This is a genomic window from Noviherbaspirillum autotrophicum (assembly GCF_000818395.1).
Taxonomy (GTDB): Bacteria; Pseudomonadota; Gammaproteobacteria; order Burkholderiales; family Burkholderiaceae_D; genus Noviherbaspirillum; species Noviherbaspirillum autotrophicum.
Genome location: NZ_JWJG01000028.1, coordinates 3482589 through 3499264, shown reverse-complemented (window position 1 = coordinate 3499264; position 16676 = coordinate 3482589). Strand labels below are relative to the sequence as shown.

At 57.7% G+C, this 16676-nt stretch carries 16 protein-coding genes and 3 tRNA genes; 14 read left to right on the top strand and 5 right to left on the bottom strand.

Annotation, left to right across the window (positions count from 1 at the left end; all coding sequences use genetic code 11):
- Window positions 1-113 precede the first annotated feature (113 nt).
- From TSA66_RS17540 to TSA66_RS17530, 3 genes are read left to right on the top strand one after another with little or no spacing between them, the layout of a single operon-like run.
- Window positions 114-341 (top strand): hypothetical protein, encoded by a 228-nt coding sequence (locus TSA66_RS17540; protein ID WP_040040877.1) that lies wholly within the window; start codon window positions 114-116, stop codon window positions 339-341.
- 45 nt (window positions 342-386) lie between these two features.
- A complete protein-coding gene (locus TSA66_RS17535; protein WP_040040876.1) occupies window positions 387-587 on the top strand; it encodes a hypothetical protein in 201 nt (66 codons plus the stop codon).
- 34 nt (window positions 588-621) lie between these two features.
- Window positions 622-1131 (top strand): hypothetical protein, encoded by a 510-nt coding sequence (locus TSA66_RS17530; RefSeq protein ID WP_157691721.1) that lies wholly within the window; start codon window positions 622-624, stop codon window positions 1129-1131.
- Window positions 1132-1321: 190 nt separating this feature from the next.
- Here TSA66_RS17530 and TSA66_RS17525 read toward each other — a convergent pair.
- A tRNA-Leu gene (locus TSA66_RS17525) sits at window positions 1322-1406 on the bottom strand.
- A 45-nt stretch (window positions 1407-1451) separates the two neighbouring features.
- Window positions 1452-1538, bottom strand: a tRNA-Leu gene (locus tag TSA66_RS17520).
- Between the two features lie 146 nt (window positions 1539-1684).
- Between TSA66_RS17520 and rnr the strand changes: the two genes are divergently transcribed.
- The 4 genes from rnr (at window position 1685) to TSA66_RS17500 (ending at window position 6472) form a co-directional block, all read left to right on the top strand.
- Window positions 1685-4135, top strand: a complete 2451-nt coding sequence (rnr, locus tag TSA66_RS17515; protein WP_040040874.1) for a ribonuclease R — start codon at window positions 1685-1687, stop codon at window positions 4133-4135.
- Between the two features lie 3 nt (window positions 4136-4138).
- Window positions 4139-4879, top strand: a complete 741-nt coding sequence (gene rlmB / locus TSA66_RS17510) for a 23S rRNA (guanosine(2251)-2'-O)-methyltransferase RlmB (RefSeq protein ID WP_040040873.1) — start codon at window positions 4139-4141, stop codon at window positions 4877-4879.
- A 128-nt stretch (window positions 4880-5007) separates the two neighbouring features.
- The gene (gene cysE / locus TSA66_RS17505) at window positions 5008-5760 is read left to right on the top strand and encodes a serine O-acetyltransferase (protein ID WP_040040872.1); all 753 of its coding nucleotides are present in this window, start codon (window positions 5008-5010) and stop codon (window positions 5758-5760) included.
- A 10-nt stretch (window positions 5761-5770) separates the two neighbouring features.
- Entirely contained in the window at window positions 5771-6472 is a 702-nt protein-coding gene (locus tag TSA66_RS17500) for a YceH family protein (protein ID WP_040042718.1), read from the top strand.
- Here TSA66_RS17500 and TSA66_RS17495 read toward each other — a convergent pair.
- From TSA66_RS17495 to TSA66_RS17485, 3 genes are read right to left on the bottom strand one after another with little or no spacing between them, the layout of a single operon-like run.
- Window positions 6453-7265: a UDP-2,3-diacylglucosamine diphosphatase gene (locus tag TSA66_RS17495; protein ID WP_040040871.1), complete on the bottom strand. Its 813-nt coding sequence runs from the start codon at window positions 7263-7265 to the stop codon at window positions 6453-6455. The genes TSA66_RS17500 and TSA66_RS17495 overlap by 20 nt on opposite strands.
- A gap of 15 nt (window positions 7266-7280) precedes the next feature.
- Window positions 7281-7769 (bottom strand): peptidylprolyl isomerase, encoded by a 489-nt coding sequence (locus TSA66_RS17490; RefSeq protein WP_040040870.1) that lies wholly within the window; start codon window positions 7767-7769, stop codon window positions 7281-7283.
- Between the two features lie 24 nt (window positions 7770-7793).
- Window positions 7794-8372, bottom strand: a complete 579-nt coding sequence (locus TSA66_RS17485; RefSeq protein WP_040040869.1) for a peptidylprolyl isomerase — start codon at window positions 8370-8372, stop codon at window positions 7794-7796.
- Between the two features lie 234 nt (window positions 8373-8606).
- On the opposite strand from TSA66_RS17485, the gene cysS reads away from it, so the two are divergent.
- The 7 genes from cysS to TSA66_RS17450 all read left to right on the top strand — a co-directional run bounded on the left by cysS (window position 8607) and on the right by TSA66_RS17450 (window position 16561).
- Window positions 8607-9998, top strand: coding sequence for a cysteine--tRNA ligase (gene cysS, locus TSA66_RS17480; RefSeq protein WP_040040868.1), 1392 nt, complete (start codon window positions 8607-8609; stop codon window positions 9996-9998).
- 5 nt (window positions 9999-10003) lie between these two features.
- The gene (locus TSA66_RS17475) at window positions 10004-10642 is read left to right on the top strand and encodes a DNA-3-methyladenine glycosylase family protein (protein ID WP_040042717.1); all 639 of its coding nucleotides are present in this window, start codon (window positions 10004-10006) and stop codon (window positions 10640-10642) included.
- A 32-nt stretch (window positions 10643-10674) separates the two neighbouring features.
- A complete protein-coding gene (locus tag TSA66_RS17470; protein ID WP_040040867.1) occupies window positions 10675-11649 on the top strand; it encodes an acetyl-CoA carboxylase carboxyltransferase subunit alpha in 975 nt (324 codons plus the stop codon).
- Between the two features lie 3 nt (window positions 11650-11652).
- Window positions 11653-13056 carry a tRNA lysidine(34) synthetase TilS gene (gene tilS / locus TSA66_RS17465; RefSeq protein ID WP_052452402.1) on the top strand — a complete coding sequence of 468 codons (1404 nt, stop codon included), beginning with the start codon at window positions 11653-11655 and terminating at the stop codon, window positions 13054-13056.
- Window positions 13057-13187: 131 nt separating this feature from the next.
- Window positions 13188-14438, top strand: coding sequence for an aspartate kinase (locus TSA66_RS17460; protein WP_040040866.1), 1251 nt, complete (start codon window positions 13188-13190; stop codon window positions 14436-14438).
- A 99-nt stretch (window positions 14439-14537) separates the two neighbouring features.
- Window positions 14538-14631, top strand: a tRNA-Ser gene (locus tag TSA66_RS17455).
- Window positions 14632-14881: 250 nt separating this feature from the next.
- Window positions 14882-16561 (top strand): methyl-accepting chemotaxis protein, encoded by a 1680-nt coding sequence (locus TSA66_RS17450; protein ID WP_052452401.1) that lies wholly within the window; start codon window positions 14882-14884, stop codon window positions 16559-16561.
- Window positions 16562-16676: the final 115 nt, after the last annotated feature.

The following is a 16676-nucleotide window of genomic DNA, read 5'->3' as shown; positions in this document are numbered from 1 at the left end:
GATGTTGATGAAAAGATTGATCTCTTCGTGGGCGCCGCTGAAACCGGTTGCCTCGATAGAATCTCTCCGGAAAACTGCTTTATGATGGGCAGTCACGACGGAAAAGGTGAGGTATGGCTTCCATTGAGGATTTGGTAAGAAAACAAAAAGCCGGCGCGCAGTTTGTCATCACCGCGCAAATGCTCCGCATCAAGCCGCAGGAGTTCGATCCGATGGCGCAACGCTGGCTCGACGATGGCGGGCCGGGATTCAATGTGATCGGCATTCCGCACCGAACCGTGGTAGACGGTGAATTCCTCATTAGCCGTGTTACGGTAATCAGGACGACGGCAGCATTGTGATCCTGGCTGAAGCGATCACATCATTTACAGGAAGAGGAAAATCCGATGGCGAAAAAAGAGAAGCTTGATCCGGAAACCGAAGCGTTAATTCAGTGGTGCACGGAAGTGGAAGGATTTCTGGTGGCCGGCGGCGCTACGCTTGCCCAGGCACAAGAACATATCGAGGAACAGGTCGAGTGGTTCACCGACATGTTCTATGACGGATTGTCGCCGGAAGAAGCGGCGAAGGCAGCCTTGCACGACTAAGAAATGGGTGGACGGTTCCCGGGCAAAAGCGAGAGTGGCCGAACATGCCCTGTCGATGCTGTTAGATAAAAATGTTGCCGATAATCATGTAAAAAGGCTCCCGGCAAGGCGGGGCGTGCTACAGTCCGATCAGCAACAGCATCTCAGTATTTTCAGAGCAACGATGAAAAAAAAACATGTCCCCCGCAATGCCCTGCTGCCCGGTAACGCAAAGCATCTGATCAAAACAGAATTGCCTGCGCGCGTCGCGCTGATCTCGCTCGACACTGACTGGCTCGACATGGGCCATATCGGGGAACTGCAGATGATGGGATTACTGTGGACCCTGATAACCAATGAACCTGTCGGAACTGAAATTCTCAGCCGCCTGGCCGTCATCGTCGACAGGCAACAGCAGGAAGGCCGCCTTTACGCGCTCGAAGATGAAGTGAAATGGCTGCGCGAGACACTTCCGCCGATCATCGATGCGATCAGCGCGGCGCCCAACCATGTACTGGCTGCGGCAATCGAGCAGGCCCAGCGCGCCGTGAATTCTCTGGGCTAGCCGGAGGCCTTTGCAAAGGATAGCCGGCGTTTGGTGCGCCGGTCTGTTTCAGGAAAGAGGAGGCAAGACTGCCGACACGCGGTGGATACTTTCCGCCCGCAGCGCGTAATTCGAAGAAGGATAGTATTTTTCTGGGCAAGCCCCGCCAGGGGGAGCGAAGGCATCCGCCAAGGCGGGACTGCTGCGAGAATGGTGCCCAGAAGAGGACTCGAACCTCCACGTCCTAAGACACAACGACCTCAACGTTGCGCGTCTACCAATTCCGCCATCTGGGCTGAAGAGTGTGCTGGCGTCATGTCGCCATGACCACTGCATGAGAGTGGTGCCCAGAAGAGGACTCGAACCTCCACAGTGTTGCCACCGCTAGGACCTGAACCTAGTGCGTCTACCAATTCCGCCATCTGGGCGATGCGAAAGATCAGAATTATAGCGGAATCCCAATGGATGTCAATTCACTGATGCAATGGATTTTTACGAAAGTTGGGGTTAGGTAAATACGGAGTCCTCCGTTACACTTAAGCCCGTATTAATAATAATGAATAGAAGCACCCATTTGAACCAATTCTCCTACACCATTCCCAGCCGGGAGGAAATTCTCGGCATCCTGCGCACTGCGGCCGAACCGCAGGATGCGCACGCCCTGGCTGCGGCACTCGCCGTCAAACCCAATGAAATGGACGGCTTGATGCGCCGTCTGAATGCAATGGAACGTGACGGTCAGATCAAGCCGAATCGAAGCGGCCAATACCAACTCACGCATCACGCCAACTTTATCGAAGGCAGGGTGAGCAGCCACCGGGAAGGCTACGGTTTCCTGATGCCGGACGAGGGCGGCGATGACGTCTTTTTGCCGGAAAAGGAAATGCAGAAGGTCTTGCACGGTGATCGCGTGCAGATTCGCATTGTCGGCACCGACCGCCGAGGACGCCCGGAAGGAACGATCGTCGAGGTCGTCGAACGTGCCAATACGCACGTGATCGGTCGTCTGCTGAACGAGAACGGCGTTTGGATCGTCGCGCCTGAAGACAAGAGAATCGGGCAGGATATCCTTCTGTCCGGCTCGCCAGGCAAGGCGAAGACAGGGCAGGTTGTGAGCGTGGAGTTGCTGGAGCAGCCGTCACGCTATACGCAGCCGGTCGGGAAGATCGTCGAAGTCCTGGGAGACATCGACGATCCTGGTATGGAAATCGAAATTGCGGTACGCAAGTATGGCGTGCCACACGAATTTTCCGATGCGGCGAAAAAGCAGGCTGCCAAGCTGCCGGCGCAAGTGCGCCCCGCCGATCTGGCCGACCGCGTCGATTTGCGCGACATTCCCATGGTGACGATCGATGGCGAGGATGCGCGCGACTTCGACGATGCCGTTTACTGCGAACCTGTAAAGGTCGGGCGCAGCAAGGCATTTCGACTGATTGTCGCGATCGCCGATGTGAGCCACTATGTGAAGCCGAACGATGCACTCGATGCCGACGCATTGGAGCGCAGTACTTCCGTATACTTTCCGCGGCGGGTGATCCCGATGCTGCCGGAGAAGCTCTCCAATGGGCTGTGCTCATTGAATCCCGATGTCGATCGCCTGACACTCGTCTGCGACGCAGTCATTACCGCCAAGGGCGAAATCAAGGCTTACCAGTTTTATCCAGCGGTGATCCATTCGGCTGCCCGGCTGACCTACACCGAGGTCGCCGCCATCCTGGAAAACACCAAGGGGGCGGAGGCTGCCAAGCGCCATGCCCTGGTGCCGTATTTGCTGAACCTGTACGACGTGTTCAATGCGCTATTGCATGCACGCCAGAAGCGTGGTGCGATCGATTTCGAAACGACCGAAACCTATATCGTCTGCAATGCGGCAGGCAAGATTGAACAGATTTTGCCGCGCACGCGCAATGACGCACACCGCCTGATTGAGGAGTGCATGCTGGCGGCTAACGTTTGTGCAGCAGACCTGCTGGCGCGGCACAAGCATCCCGGCATGTATCGTGTGCATGCGGCGCCATCCAAGGAAAAGCTCAACCAAGTCAGAACCTTCCTCAAGCAAATGGGGTTGCACCTGGGAGGTGGGGATACGCCGACCGCCTCGGACTATGCCGAGCTGATACCGAAGATCAAACTGCGTCCGGATGCGGTACTGCTGCAGACCATGCTGCTGCGCTCGATGCAGCAGGCAGTGTACAGTCCTGACAACATCGGTCACTTCGGACTGGCCTATGAGGCGTATGCGCATTTCACCAGCCCGATCCGACGTTATCCGGATTTGCTGACGCATCGGGCGATCAAGGCGATCCTGCAGGGTAAGCGCTACGAGCCGAAGGGAATCGATATCGGCAGCCTGAATACGACATTGTCGCCGGCTGCGCGCAAGATGCTTGCCGAGGACAAGGCAGCGGGCAAGAAAAGGAAAGAGGGAGAGCTCGCAATCTGGGAGTCGCTCGGCATTCACTGCTCTGCCAACGAGCGTCGTGCGGACGAAGCGTCGCGCGACGTCGAAGCCTGGCTGAAGTGCTATTTCATTCGCGACAAACTCGGCGAGGAATTTACCGGCACGATTTCCGGGGTTGCCCCGTTCGGCATTTTCGTGCAGCTCGACACATTGTTCATCGAAGGGATGGTGCATGTTACCGAGCTGGGCGCGGACTACTTCCAGTACGATGAAGTTCGCCATGAGCTGCGCGGCGAGCGTACCGGCATCCGCTATCAGTTGACTGACCGCGTGACAGTGCAGGTGAGCAGGGTCGACCTGGATGCGCGCAAGATCGATTTGCGGTTGGTGAACGAACCTGGCATTCGGACCGTGCTGAGAAACGAGGCGCGTCGTGCCGACGCCGAACATGCCCGCGAAAAGAAAGCGCCGGCAAAAACGGCTTCGGCAAAGACGCCACGCAAGTCCGAGGCAGGCAAGCCTGCAAAGGACAAGCGTGCGAAGTCGCTGTCTGGCGCAAGCAAGCCCTCCCGATCCGCCAATGCGCGGGCAAAGCCCGGCAAGGCCGGGAAGAAAAAAAGATAAGACATGAAAAGTAAAATGATTTTTGGCTTTCACGCCGTGACAGCCCGGCTGCGCCACGATGCGTCCTCGATCGAGGAAATGTATGTCGATGCCAGCCGCCATGATCGCCGCATGACTGACCTGCTACGCGCAGCGGAAGGCGCCAAGGTGCGCATTATCCATGCGGATGGACAGCGACTCGACGGCATGGTGGGTACGCGCCGTCATCAAGGCGTTGTCGCCAAGGCAGGAGAGCTTTCGCTTGCGCGCAATCTCGACGAACTGCTCGATGCGATCGAAGGACCTCCCTTGCTGCTGATTCTGGACGGCATCACGGACCCGCATAACCTGGGAGCATGCCTCCGTGTGGCCGACGGCGCCGGAGCGCACGCAGTGATTGCGCCTAAAGACCGCGCTGTCGGACTGAATGCGACCGCTGCCAAGGTTGCCAGCGGTGCCGCCGATACGGTTCCCTATATCACTGTCACCAACCTTGCTCGCACCATGCGAGAGCTCAAGGAACGCGACGTCTGGCTGATCGGTACAACTGACGATGCAGAGAAAAATCTCTATGAAGCCGACTTTAAGGGGCCAGTTGCGCTGGTAATGGGTTCGGAGGGGGAAGGCATGAGGCGGCTGACGCGTGAAACTTGCGATGTACTGGTCAGCATACCGATGCATGGTGCGGTGGAAAGCCTGAACGTCTCAGTGGCGTCCGGCGTATGCCTGTACGAAGCGCGACGCCAGCGGATCGCGCTGGCATAACTCGCCTCCTACCCTGTCAGACGTACGCGGGCGGCGCTTGCCGCGCGCGAAGGGAGGCGCACCTCCCTGGTTTCGTGGACGCAATCAACGCGATAACATTACGGTTTCAACAAGCCATCTGCATTTTTATGTTCAGCCGCATCCGCGAAGACATTTCCAGCATTATCGAGCGTGACCCCGCTGCCCGTACCGCATGGGAAGTGCTGACTTGTTATCCGGGGTTGCACGCGATCATGATGCACCGTTGGGCACATCTGTGCTGGGTGCACGGGCTGAAATGGCTGGGACGGTTCATTTCGCACATTGCGCGCGGCCTTACCGGGATTGAGATTCACCCTGGCGCGACGATCGGGCGGAGAGTTTTCATCGACCATGGTTTTGGCGTCGTGATCGGAGAAACGGCCGAGATCGGTGACGATTGCACCATTTATCAAGGCGTAACGCTGGGCGGCACTTCGTTAAGCAAGGGCGCCAAGCGCCATCCGACCTTGGGGCGCGGCGTGATTATCGGTGCGGGGGCCAAGGTCTTGGGTGGATTTACGGTCGGCGAAGGGGCGAAGGTCGGCTCCAATGCCGTGGTGGTGAAGGAAGTGCCTGCGGGTGCGACGGCAGTCGGCAATCCCGCCCACATCATGCAAAAGGACGCCAACAGGCAGCGCGAAGAAGCTGCGGCGCGTGTGTTCGCGGCCTACGGCGTGACACCCAACAGCGGCGACGATCCGCTGTCGACCGCCTTGCACCAGTTAATCGACCGCGCGGTCGCCCAGGAGCGGCAGATGCAGGAAATTATCGCTGCGTTAAATGCGGCCGGCTTGAATTGTGAAGTATTGCCGCAGTCTGATCATTTCGATCCTGCGAAATTGAATAAGTTGGTTGAATGAGGATGTTGCTGTGACTGACACGATTGCGCCGCAACTGGCGGATGCTTCTGCGGACGGGCGGGAAGTGCTCGATCCGTTCGAGGTGCGTGTGCTCGCCGTATTGGCGGAAAAAGAGGCGCTCACGCCGGATAATTATCCCTTGTCGCTCAATGCGCTGACCAACGGCTGCAACCAATTGTCCAGTCGAGATCCGGTGATGTCGATTTCCGAGGAGACGGTGCAGGACGTCTTGCAGCGCCTGGCACAGAGAAAGCTGGTATCCGAGGTGCGACAGGCCGGCGCGCGGGTGGCGAAGTACGAGCACCGGATGCGGATGAAGTGGTCGCTCGAGCAGGACAAGCTTGCGGTGCTGACAATTTTGATGCTGCGTGGAATTCAGACCGCCGGCGAGATCCGTTCGCGCAGCGGACGGTTGCATGAATTCGCAACTGTGGCGGACGTGGAGCAGGGGTTGCAGTTCCTGATCGATAAGTTCCCGCCGCTGGTAGCGCGCCTTGCGCGCGCGCCGGGCACGAAAGAGGCGCGCTACGCGCATCTGTTGGCAGGCGAAGAAGTGATCGAGCGGCAGGAAACCGCAGCCGGTTTCTCCGGCGCGGCCGAGGTGCCACGCCAGGACCGCGTGGCGCAGCTCGAGGCGGAGGTGGTATGGCTGCGCGGCGAGGTTGAGCGGCTCAGCGCGCAGTTCGACAATTTCAAGAAACAGTTTGACTAGAACCGTCAAACCTGAAGTGCGTGATAGAGCCGTCGGCGTTCAGTGCGAGCCATCCGCCGCGCGCCGCGTTTGCCTCGCAATCCCAGTCGGGGAGCACGTAGCGCAGCCGCAATTGGCCGTCGCTTGAATATTCATGGCATGCCGGTCGATGCGTGTGACCATGAATCATGACTGTGGCAACTGTAGCATCGAACAGAGCTGCGGTCGCTCCCGCATTCACGTCCATGATGTCGTATGACTTGCCGCGTTGTGCTTCGCGGCTTCCGTTGCGTAGCCCTTCGATGATGGCCTTGCGCTGTGCCAGAGGCATCGCCAGGAACTGGGTTTGCCACCCCGGCGTCCTCACCTGGTTCCGGAACGCCATGTAATCGTAATCATCGGTGCACAGGGCGTCGCCATGGGTGAGCACGATGCGCCGGCCGCATAGCGTCTCGACCGTCGGATCTGGCAATAACGTTACGCCTGTTGCCAATGCAAACTCCGCGCCGACCAGGAAATCGCGATTCCCGGCGATCCAGAAAATTTTCACGCCAGCTTCGCCTGTCGTACGTAATGCATCGACGATCTGCTTGGTGTAGCTGGACCCGAGATCATCGTCCCCAGCCCAGTACTCGAACAAATCGCCAAGCAGATACAACTGTTGCGCGTCGACGGCATGACGTTTCAGAAAGTCGAGAAATGCCTGTGTGGTGCGCGGCATGGATGCCTGCAAATGAACATCTGAAACAAAAAGCGCAACCGGTTTCGATTGCGCTTTCTTCGTGGCCTTCAAGCCTGGATTCGGATCGTGCATGCGTCTGCAGAAGGGTTAGACTTCTTCAGCTTTTTCAATGACGACGTCTTCCACCGGTACGTCCGAATGCATGCCGGAACGGGTGGTCTTGACCGACTTGATCTTGTCGACGATGTCGGTGCCTTCGGAGACCTTGCCGAAGACGCAGTAACCCCAGCCGTCCTGGCCAGGATAGTCGAGGAAGCTGTTGTTCTTGACGTTGATGAAGAACTGGGCGGTTGCCGAGTGCGGGGACGAGGTGCGCGCCATCGCGATCGTGTACGGTTCGTTCTTCAGGCCGTTCTTTGCTTCGTTTTCGATCGGTTCGCCGGTCGGCTTCTGCTTCATGCCAGGCTCGAAGCCGCCGCCCTGGATCATGAATCCATCGATAACGCGGTGGAAGATCGTGCCGTTGAAGTGGCCGGAACGTACATACGAAAGGAAGTTTTCAACAGTTTTGGGGGCTTTTTCAGCGTCGAGTTCGAGCTTGATTTTGCCATGATTGGTAGTGAGGACAACAGCCATGGGAATCCTTAAAAAGTTGAGTTGTTACTTGGTGATGGAGGCCGACTCGATCACGACCGGCTTGGTCGGCACGTTCTGGAACGGGCCAACGGTCGTGGTTTCGACCGACTTGATCTTGTCGACGACGTCGGTGCCCTTGATGACCTTGCCGAATACGGCATATCCCCAGCCGTCCTGGCTAGGATAGTCGAGGAAGCTGTTGTTCTTGACGTTGATGAAGAACTGGGCAGACGCCGAATGCGGGGATGCGGTACGCGCCATTGCGACCGTATAGGGCTCGTTCTTCAGGCCGTTCTTTGCTTCGTTTTCAATCGGCGGATTGGTTGGCTTTTGCGCCATGCTCTTGTCGAAGCCGCCGCCCTGGATCATGAAGTTGTCGATCACGCGATGGAAGATCGTCCCGTTGTAGTGACCGGTCTTGACGTACTGCAGGAAGTTGGCGACGGATTTCGGCGCCTTCTCCGGATAGAGTTCGAGCACGATCTCGCCCATGTTGGTCTTCAGCGATACGTGTGGCGTATCGGCCGCCTGGGCGCTGTACATCGTTCCCGTCAAAGCCAAGGCCGACATCAGCTGAACGAAAGCTCGACGCGAATATTTCATCGTTTGTTCCTTATCTCTTTACAGGCAATTATTGATTGTGTATCTTCCTTGTCCCTTTCGCCGGGAGAGGTTTCTTCGATGTTATACTGCGGCGAAAGGCGCATTTTATCAAAATACCCATCACAAGAGGGTTCGGCGACCCTGTTGCAGAATGTCACATAAACGCTCCGAAAAAGTCCGTAGGCTGTTCGCCCAAGTGTGTGACGCATCCTCAGCCGAAACGGAAAACCTTCCATGACCGCCATTAAGATCTACAACACGCTCGCACGTGAAAAGCAGACGTTTGTTCCTATGCAAGCCGGCAAAGTTCGCATGTACGTATGCGGCATGACTGTGTACGACTTCTGCCATCTTGGACATGCGCGCGTAATGGTGGTTTTCGATATGGTGCAGCGCTGGTTGCGGGCATCGGGGCTGGAAGTCACTTATGTGCGCAATATCACCGACATCGACGACAAGATCATCAAGCGTGCCGTTGAAAATGGGGAGTCCATTTCTCGACTGACTCAGCGCTTTATCGAAGCGATGGACCAGGACGCCGCCGCGCTCGGGGTTCAAAAACCCGACCATGAGCCGCGTGCCACCAACTATGTGCCGCAAATGCTTGGCCTGATCGAGAAACTGGAACGCAATGGCCTGGCCTACCGGGCGAATGACGGCGACGTGAATTATTCGGTGCGTGATTTTCCGGGTTACGGGAAGCTTTCCGGCAAGTCACTCGACGACTTGCGCGCAGGGGAGCGCGTCGAGCTGAATACCGGCAAGCGCGACCCGCTTGATTTCGTGTTGTGGAAGGCGGCCAAAGAGTCTGAGCCGGCAGAAGTGAAATGGGATTCGCCGTGGGGCAAGGGCCGTCCGGGCTGGCATCTCGAATGTTCTGCAATGAGCTGCGATCTGCTCGGCGAACAGTTCGACATCCATGGCGGCGGCGAAGATTTGCAATTCCCGCATCACGAGAACGAGATCGCGCAATCGGAGGGCGCGCACCGTCACCCTTTCGTGAACTATTGGATGCATAACGGATTCATCCGCGTCGACAATGAAAAGATGTCCAAATCGTTGGGCAATTTTTTCACGATCCGCGATGTCCTGAAAAAATATGATCCGGAAGTAGTGCGGTTCTTCATCCTGCGCGCGCACTACCGCAGCCCGTTGAATTATTCGGATGCCCACCTGGATGATGCTAAGCACGCCCTGACTCGCCTCTATACTGCGTTAAAGGAAGTCTCGCCCGATTCCTTGCCGCTAGATAAGGACGAAGTGCATGCCGTGCGCTTTACCGAGGCGATGAACGATGACTTCAATACACCGATTGCAATCGCCGTGCTGTTCGACCTGGCCAATGAAGTCAACAAGACCAAGTCGGCGCCGTTAGCCCGCCAATTGAAGGAATTAGCCGGGACAGTCGCATTGTTGCAACGTGTGCCGCAAGAGTTTCTGCAAGCCGGACCTGCCGAGCAAGGTGGCTGTGACGAAGCGATGATCACGGAACAGATCGCAGCCAGGGCCGCGGCGAAGAAGGCGAGGAATTTTGCAGAGGCGGACAGAATTCGGGCTGATCTGCTGGCCAATGGCATTGTTCTTGAAGACAAGCCAGGCGGCATGACAGAGTGGCGCAGGGCGTAAGCGGCATGTCTATAGCGAGGGAGTCAGGCATTCCTGTCTATTGGCAAGATGCCAAGGAAGAGCTGATGCAGCGTGACCGCATCATGCGCAAGATTATTCCGCAATTCGGCGACATGCATCTCGTGGCGCGCGGCGAGGCTTTCACAACGCTGACGCGGGCAGTCATCGGCCAGCAGATTTCGGTGAAGGCTGCCGATGCGGTCTGGCAGCGGTTGCTGGCGCAATGTCCGAAATGCACTCCAGCGCAGGTATTGAAAGCGGGCGTTGAAACACTGGCAACGTGCGGCTTGTCAAAGAGGAAAGCCGAGTATTTGATCGATCTGGCTGAGCATTTCAAGGCCAAGCGCGTGCATGCCGAGAGATGGCTTGAAATGGATGACGAGGAAATCATCTCGGAATTGGTTCAGATCCGCGGGATCGGACGCTGGACAGCAGAGATGTTTTTGATATTTAATCTGCTCCGGCCGAATATTCTGCCCTTGGACGACGTTGGGTTGCTCAAGGGTATTAGCGTTAATTATTTTTCCGGCGAGCCGGTATCCCGCAGCGATGTGCGCGAGGTGGCCGCCAACTGGGAGCCGTGGCGCACCGTCGCGACATGGTATCTGTGGCGCAGTCTCGATTCTGCGCCGGTAGTGTATTGAACCCGTCTCGTGTTGAGATAAAAGGAGGCACGATGAGCAAGACAACTTTTCTCGGTTTCGAGCAGCCGATCGCCGAACTCGAGGGAAAAATCGAAGAGCTGCGCTTCGTGCAGGACGATTCCGCCGTCGACATCTCGGAAGAGATCGATCGCCTGTCGAAGAAAAGCCAGCAACTTACCAAGGACATCTACGCCAAGCTGACGCCATGGCAGGTATCGCAGATCGCGCGGCATCCGCAGCGCCCGTATACCATGGATTACGTGAACGAGATCTTCACGGATTTCCATGAGCTGCACGGCGACCGCACCTATGCGGACGACCTGTCGATCATCGGTGGATTGGCGCGTTTTAATGGCCAGTCCTGCATGGTGATTGGTCATCAGAAAGGGCGCGATACCAAGGAGCGCGCACTGCGCAACTTCGGCATGCCCAAGCCGGAAGGCTATCGCAAGGCGATGCGCCTGATGAAGGTGGCGGAGAAATTCGGCCTGCCGATTTTCACATTTGTCGATACGCCCGGCGCTTTTCCCGGCATCGACGCGGAAGAGCGCGGCCAGTCTGAAGCGATCGGCCACAACCTGTATGTAATGGCAGAATTGAAAGTGCCGCTGATCGCGACCATTATCGGCGAAGGCGGCTCCGGTGGCGCATTGGCCATTGCGGTGGGCGACGTCGTCCTGATGCTGCAGTATGCGACTTATTCGGTGATTTCGCCGGAAGGCTGCGCGTCGATCCTGTGGAAGACATCCGAACGCGCTCCGGAAGCGGCTGAGGCGCTTGGCCTGACTGCGCATCGCCTGAAGGCGATGAATCTGGTCGACAAGATCGTCAACGAGCCGCTCGGCGGCGCGCATCGCGATCCGAAGCAGATGGCGGCGTTGCTTAAGCGCGCGCTGGCTGATTCCCTACGCCAGCTGCAGGGAATGAAACCCAAGGAGCTTTTGGCAGCGCGCCATGAAAAGCTCCTCAGCTACGGCAAATTCAAGGAAATCAATTCCCCCGAATAAGCCGTGACGGCAAAACACTCTGCGTCGCTGAGCGACGCCTTCGAACGCGCGCTGGATGTCATTCTGGCGCGCGTTTCTGCTTCTGCGGAGAGTGCGACACCTTCGCTTGCCGTGGCCTATAGCGGTGGGCTCGACTCGTCGGTGTTGCTGGACCTGGCTCAGCGGTATGCAGCGGCGCGCGGCGTTATCCTGTTCGCGTTTCACATCCATCACGGAATCAGCTCCAATGCCGATACCTGGCAGGCGCATTGCGAGCGTGAATGCATGAGGCTCGGGATTCGCTTTGATGCGCGCCGGGTGGCGCTGAGTGAGCGTAGCCGGCATGGGCTTGAACAGGCAGCGCGACTTGGCCGCTATGCGGCGCTCGGGGAGCTTTGCAGGCATCATCGGGTGCGACTGCTGCTGACCGCCCATCATCTCGACGATCAGGCTGAAACAATCCTGTTGCAGCTATTGCGAGGCTGCGGTGTGGCCGGCATGTCCGGCATGGAAATCGTCAACTCCGCGCCGGACCTGCTCGGCGATCCGAACTTGCTTGTGGCACGTCCGTTTCTCGATATCGCGCGTGCCGAATTAGAGCGCTTCGCGGCGGCGTGCGCCATCGATTACGTCGAGGATGAGTCGAATGCAGATCCGCGCTATGCGCGCAACGCCTTGCGCCATCACGTGATGCCCGAGCTTGCTCGTTACTTTCCAGGCTATCAATTGCGATTCGCGCGGTCGGCGCAACATGCCCAATCCGCGCACCGCTTGCTCGATGAAATGGCGGAGTCCGACCTTGCCAAGTGCCGGGATGGAGAGGGGGTTAATCTCGATAGACTGAAAGCATTCAGTCATGATCGGATTGATAACCTGCTGCGCTATTGGCTCGCGTCATGTGGCGTGCGCATGCCTTCGACTTCCTGGTTGGGTGAAATGCGCTCGCAGTTGTTCGAGGCGCGGGAAGATGCGCAACTGTGCGTGTCGCACCCCGACTGTCACATCCGACGCCATCGCAACAAGGTGTTTGTAACGCCAAGAATGGGGCAAGTGCCGCCGCAAGCGTCGTCCCTATCCTTCCGGTGGCAGGGGGAGGATTGGATGGATTTCCGGGACTATCGAGGGCGGCTCCATTTTGAGCCGGCGGAGGATGGGATTGATGCCGAATGGCTGGCCGCTCAAGACTTGGTTCTCGGATATCGCCGTGGCGGTGAGATGCTGAAACCGGCGCGCAATCGCCCGACACGCTCCTTGAAACATCATTACCAGGCGCTCGATATTCCTGCCTGGGAGCGTTTGCGCCTGCCGTTGGTCTATACCGTCGCCGGCCAGCTGCTGTTTGCAGCCGGAATCGGATTGAACTGGCGCGACCTGCAAGCCGGCGACGGCCGGCGGATTCGGATGCGCTGGGAGGCAATCGATTTCTGACGATTTTTCGCAGCTTTTTGATCCAATTTTACCGGCCTGCCACTTGCCATTTTGCGTTGCAGAAGGTAAAGTAAAAGGTTGATTTTAATCATATTTCTTCATTTCTCTTCAGCGCAAGCTTCCCAACCCTTATGGCTTTAATCGTCCACAAATACGGCGGCACTTCCATGGGCTCGACCGAGCGCATTAAGAACGTCGCCAGGCGCGTCGCCAAATGGCATGACGCCGGCCACCAGATCGTCGTGGTGCCCTCCGCGATGTCCGGCGAAACCAATCGCCTGATTGCTCTCGCCAAGGAAATCATGCCGCAACCGGATGCGCGCGAGCTCGACATGCTGGCGTCGACAGGCGAGCAGGTGTCGGTTGCGCTGCTGTCGATGGCACTGCTGTCGATCGGCAAGAAAGCCGTGTCATACGCCGGCTGGCAGGTGCCGATCAAGACCGATTCCGCCTTTACCAAGGCGCGCATCCAGTCGATCGACGATGCGCGGGTGCACAAGGATCTGGACGCGGGCAAGATCGTGATCATTACCGGATTCCAGGGAGTGGATGATGGCGGTAATATCACGACGCTGGGGCGCGGCGGCTCCGATACGTCCGCTGTGGCCGTTGCTGCTGCATTGAAGGCGCAGGAGTGCCTGATCTATACCGACGTCGACGGCGTCTATACGACCGATCCCCGCGTGGTTTCCGACGCGCGCCGCCTGAAGACGGTGACGTTCGAAGAAATGCTCGAAATGGCGTCGCTCGGCTCGAAAGTACTGCAGATCCGCTCGGTGGAATTCGCCGGCAATTACAAGGTGCCGACGCGCGTACTGTCGTCGCTGACCGATCCGCTCATGCCGCTGGAAGAAGAGGCCAATTCCGGCACCCTGATTTCGTTTGAGGAAGATACACACATGGAACAAGCCGTCATTTCCGGTATCGCGTTCAGCCGCGATGAAGCAAAGATCACCGTGATGGGCGTGCCGGATAAGCCGGGCATCGCATACCAGATTCTCGGCCCGATCGCCGATGCCAATGTTGAAGTTGACATGATCATCCAGAATCAGTCGGTCGAGGGCAAGACCGACTTCACGTTCACCGTGCCGCGCGGGGAATATGCCAAGGCGATGGATGTGCTGAACAAGACGGTCAAGGAGCACATCGGTGCCGCCAGCATTACCGGCGATACTAAAGTATCGAAGGTATCGGTCGTCGGTGTCGGCATGCGCAGCCATGTCGGCATCGCTTCGCAGATGTTTCGTACCTTGTCGGAAGAGGGGATCAACATTCAGATGATCTCCACTTCTGAAATCAAGATCTCCGTCCTGATCGACGAGAAATATATGGAGCTCGCCGTGCGTGCATTGCACAAGGCGTTCGACCTGGAAAAAGCTTGATCAAAACCTGACGGAATTGCATTGTTTCATTGACCAAGTCCGCATGAGCAGTTATCATGCGTGGCTTCACTCGGTGGGCTAATGGTCGTCCGAGTGAGTGGAGACGTGGCCGAGAGGTCGAAGGCACTTCCCTGCTAAGGAAGCATATGGGCTTAAACCTGTATCGAGGGTTCGAATCCCTCCGTCTCCGCCAGGAACACTAAACCCGTTGATTTTCAACGGGTTTTTTTATGTCCAGTCGTTCAGCCCAATTCTTGATGCAGCAATTCCTTTGCTACTGCTTTTGAAAATGGCGAGAAATGCGGAACGCCCCCTTCAGTTTCAAGCGGTGTTGCCGAAAACAGATTTACATTCCGCACCTAGGTCATCTGCCGTGCGAAATCGTAGCCCGCTTCCTCTGCGGTCGTCGTCGCTTTGTTTAAATCCTTCCCCAAAGTTGCCTCATGTTGAAAAGCCTTACCATCAAGACGCGGCTGATAGCCGTTATCGCATTCCTGTCCCTTCAGCTGGTCGTTGGCGGATTCGTCGGAGTGTCCAGTCTCGGGCATGCCAACAGCGCGATTCGAACGATTTATGACGACCGCATGGTGGCGCTGGGCCAGCTGGACCACATCATCCGCTGGATGAACCTGAACGAATCCGATGTTGCGAAAGCGCTCACCGGTGAGCAGGGGGAGCGGGACGCAGCAGTCAAGGAGATTGGCGAGCGTATTCAGCATATCGACCGGGAATGGGACGCCTACATGGCGACCTATCTCACGCCGGAAGAAAAGGTGCTGGCGGTCGAGTTTGCCGAGGCGCGCAAGAAGTATTTGGCGGAAGGGCTCAAGCCTGCCGTCGAGGCGTTGCGTACATTTGATACTCAGGCTGGCGTGGCTGCCCTGCATGGGCCGATGACGACCCTCTTCGTGCCCGTACGCGACAAGATCAACGCGCTCATCAAACTGCAGCAGGATGTGGCGAAGGTCGAGTACGAAAAATCGCAAAGCACTTACCAGTGGGTCCGCAACATCAGCATCGCGGGCATACTGCTCGGCTTGTCGTTTGCCGCCCTGGTCGGCTGGTGGCTGGTGTTGGCGATTACCAAGCCGCTGGATGCAGCCGTCAAAGTGGCATCGAGCGTGGCAGGCGGTGATCTGACGCAGAAGATCACGTCTACCTCGAATGACGAAACCGGGCAGTTGATGTATGCGCTGAAGAACATGAACGACAGCTTGGTGCAAATCGTCACCCAGGTTCGCGCCAGCACCGACGCTATCGCCACTGCGTCGTCTCAGATCGCAGCCGGAAACCAAGACCTCTCCGCGCGCACCGAGCAGCAGGCAAGTTCGCTCGAGGAAACCGCATCCTCGCTGGAGGAGTTGACATCGACCGTCAAGCAGAATGCCGAGAACGCCGGGCAGGCAAATCGGCTTGCGCAATCGGCGTCGGACGTCGCAAACCGGGGCGGCGCGGTGGTATCGCAAGTGGTCGACACGATGGGCTCGATCAACGAATCGTCGCGGAAAATCGCCGACATCATCGGCGTCATCGATGGCATCGCATTCCAGACGAACATCCTGGCATTGAACGCCGCCGTGGAAGCAGCGCGCGCCGGTGAGCAGGGGCGCGGGTTTGCCGTGGTGGCTGCGGAGGTGCGCACGCTGGCGCAGCGTTCGGCTGCCGCAGCCAGAGAGATCAAGGACTTGATCAGCGATTCCGTGGAAAAGGTCGGTGCCGGCACCAAGCTGGTGGACCAGGCGGGCGCGACGATGGAGGAAATCGTCGCCAGCATCCGGAGCGTAACGGAAATCATGGGCGAGATCGCGGCAGCCAGCCATGAACAGACGGCCGGCATCGAACAGATTAACCGGGCAGTGAGTCAGATGGACCAGGTCACGCAACAGAACGCCGCTCTGGTTGAGCAGGCGGCGGCAGCGGCCGACGCGATGCGCGGGCAAGCGGGCGGATTGGCGCAGGCGGTGGGCGTTTTCAAGCTGGACGGGACGAATGTGCCAGGCGCGCTTCCTGTTGCAACAGCTACACGAAGCATTCATCCGTCTAGTGTGGCGGCGGTGCCGCAGCGGGTGGCGCGAGCCGCCTTGCCCAAGGCGACCAGCGCCGATGGGTGGGAAGAATTCTGACAGGAAGTGCAACGCGCCGCGGCACTTCATTGCGGCGCATTGCAATTCGATGTCGTGGAGAATGCGGTCTTAATGCAACACTTCTGTCGCTGTTCGTCGGAAAAATTAACGCTGT

Coding starts and splice junctions, on each gene's coding strand:
- TSA66_RS17540 (WP_040040877.1), top strand. CDS start 114: ATGGCTTCCATTGAGGATTTGGTAAGAAAACAAAAAGCCGGCGCGCAG.
- TSA66_RS17535 (WP_040040876.1), top strand. CDS start 387: ATGGCGAAAAAAGAGAAGCTTGATCCGGAAACCGAAGCGTTAATTCAG.
- rlmB (WP_040040873.1), top strand. CDS start 4,139: ATGAAAAGTAAAATGATTTTTGGCTTTCACGCCGTGACAGCCCGGCTG.
- cysE (WP_040040872.1), top strand. CDS start 5,008: ATGTTCAGCCGCATCCGCGAAGACATTTCCAGCATTATCGAGCGTGAC.
- TSA66_RS17495 (WP_040040871.1), bottom strand. CDS start 7,265: ATGCACGATCCGAATCCAGGCTTGAAGGCCACGAAGAAAGCGCAATCG.
- TSA66_RS17490 (WP_040040870.1), bottom strand. CDS start 7,769: ATGGCTGTTGTCCTCACTACCAATCATGGCAAAATCAAGCTCGAACTC.
- TSA66_RS17485 (WP_040040869.1), bottom strand. CDS start 8,372: ATGAAATATTCGCGTCGAGCTTTCGTTCAGCTGATGTCGGCCTTGGCT.
- cysS (WP_040040868.1), top strand. CDS start 8,607: ATGACCGCCATTAAGATCTACAACACGCTCGCACGTGAAAAGCAGACG.
- TSA66_RS17475 (WP_040042717.1), top strand. CDS start 10,004: ATGTCTATAGCGAGGGAGTCAGGCATTCCTGTCTATTGGCAAGATGCC.
- TSA66_RS17470 (WP_040040867.1), top strand. CDS start 10,675: ATGAGCAAGACAACTTTTCTCGGTTTCGAGCAGCCGATCGCCGAACTC.
- TSA66_RS17460 (WP_040040866.1), top strand. CDS start 13,188: ATGGCTTTAATCGTCCACAAATACGGCGGCACTTCCATGGGCTCGACC.
- TSA66_RS17450 (WP_052452401.1), top strand. CDS start 14,882: ATGTTGAAAAGCCTTACCATCAAGACGCGGCTGATAGCCGTTATCGCA.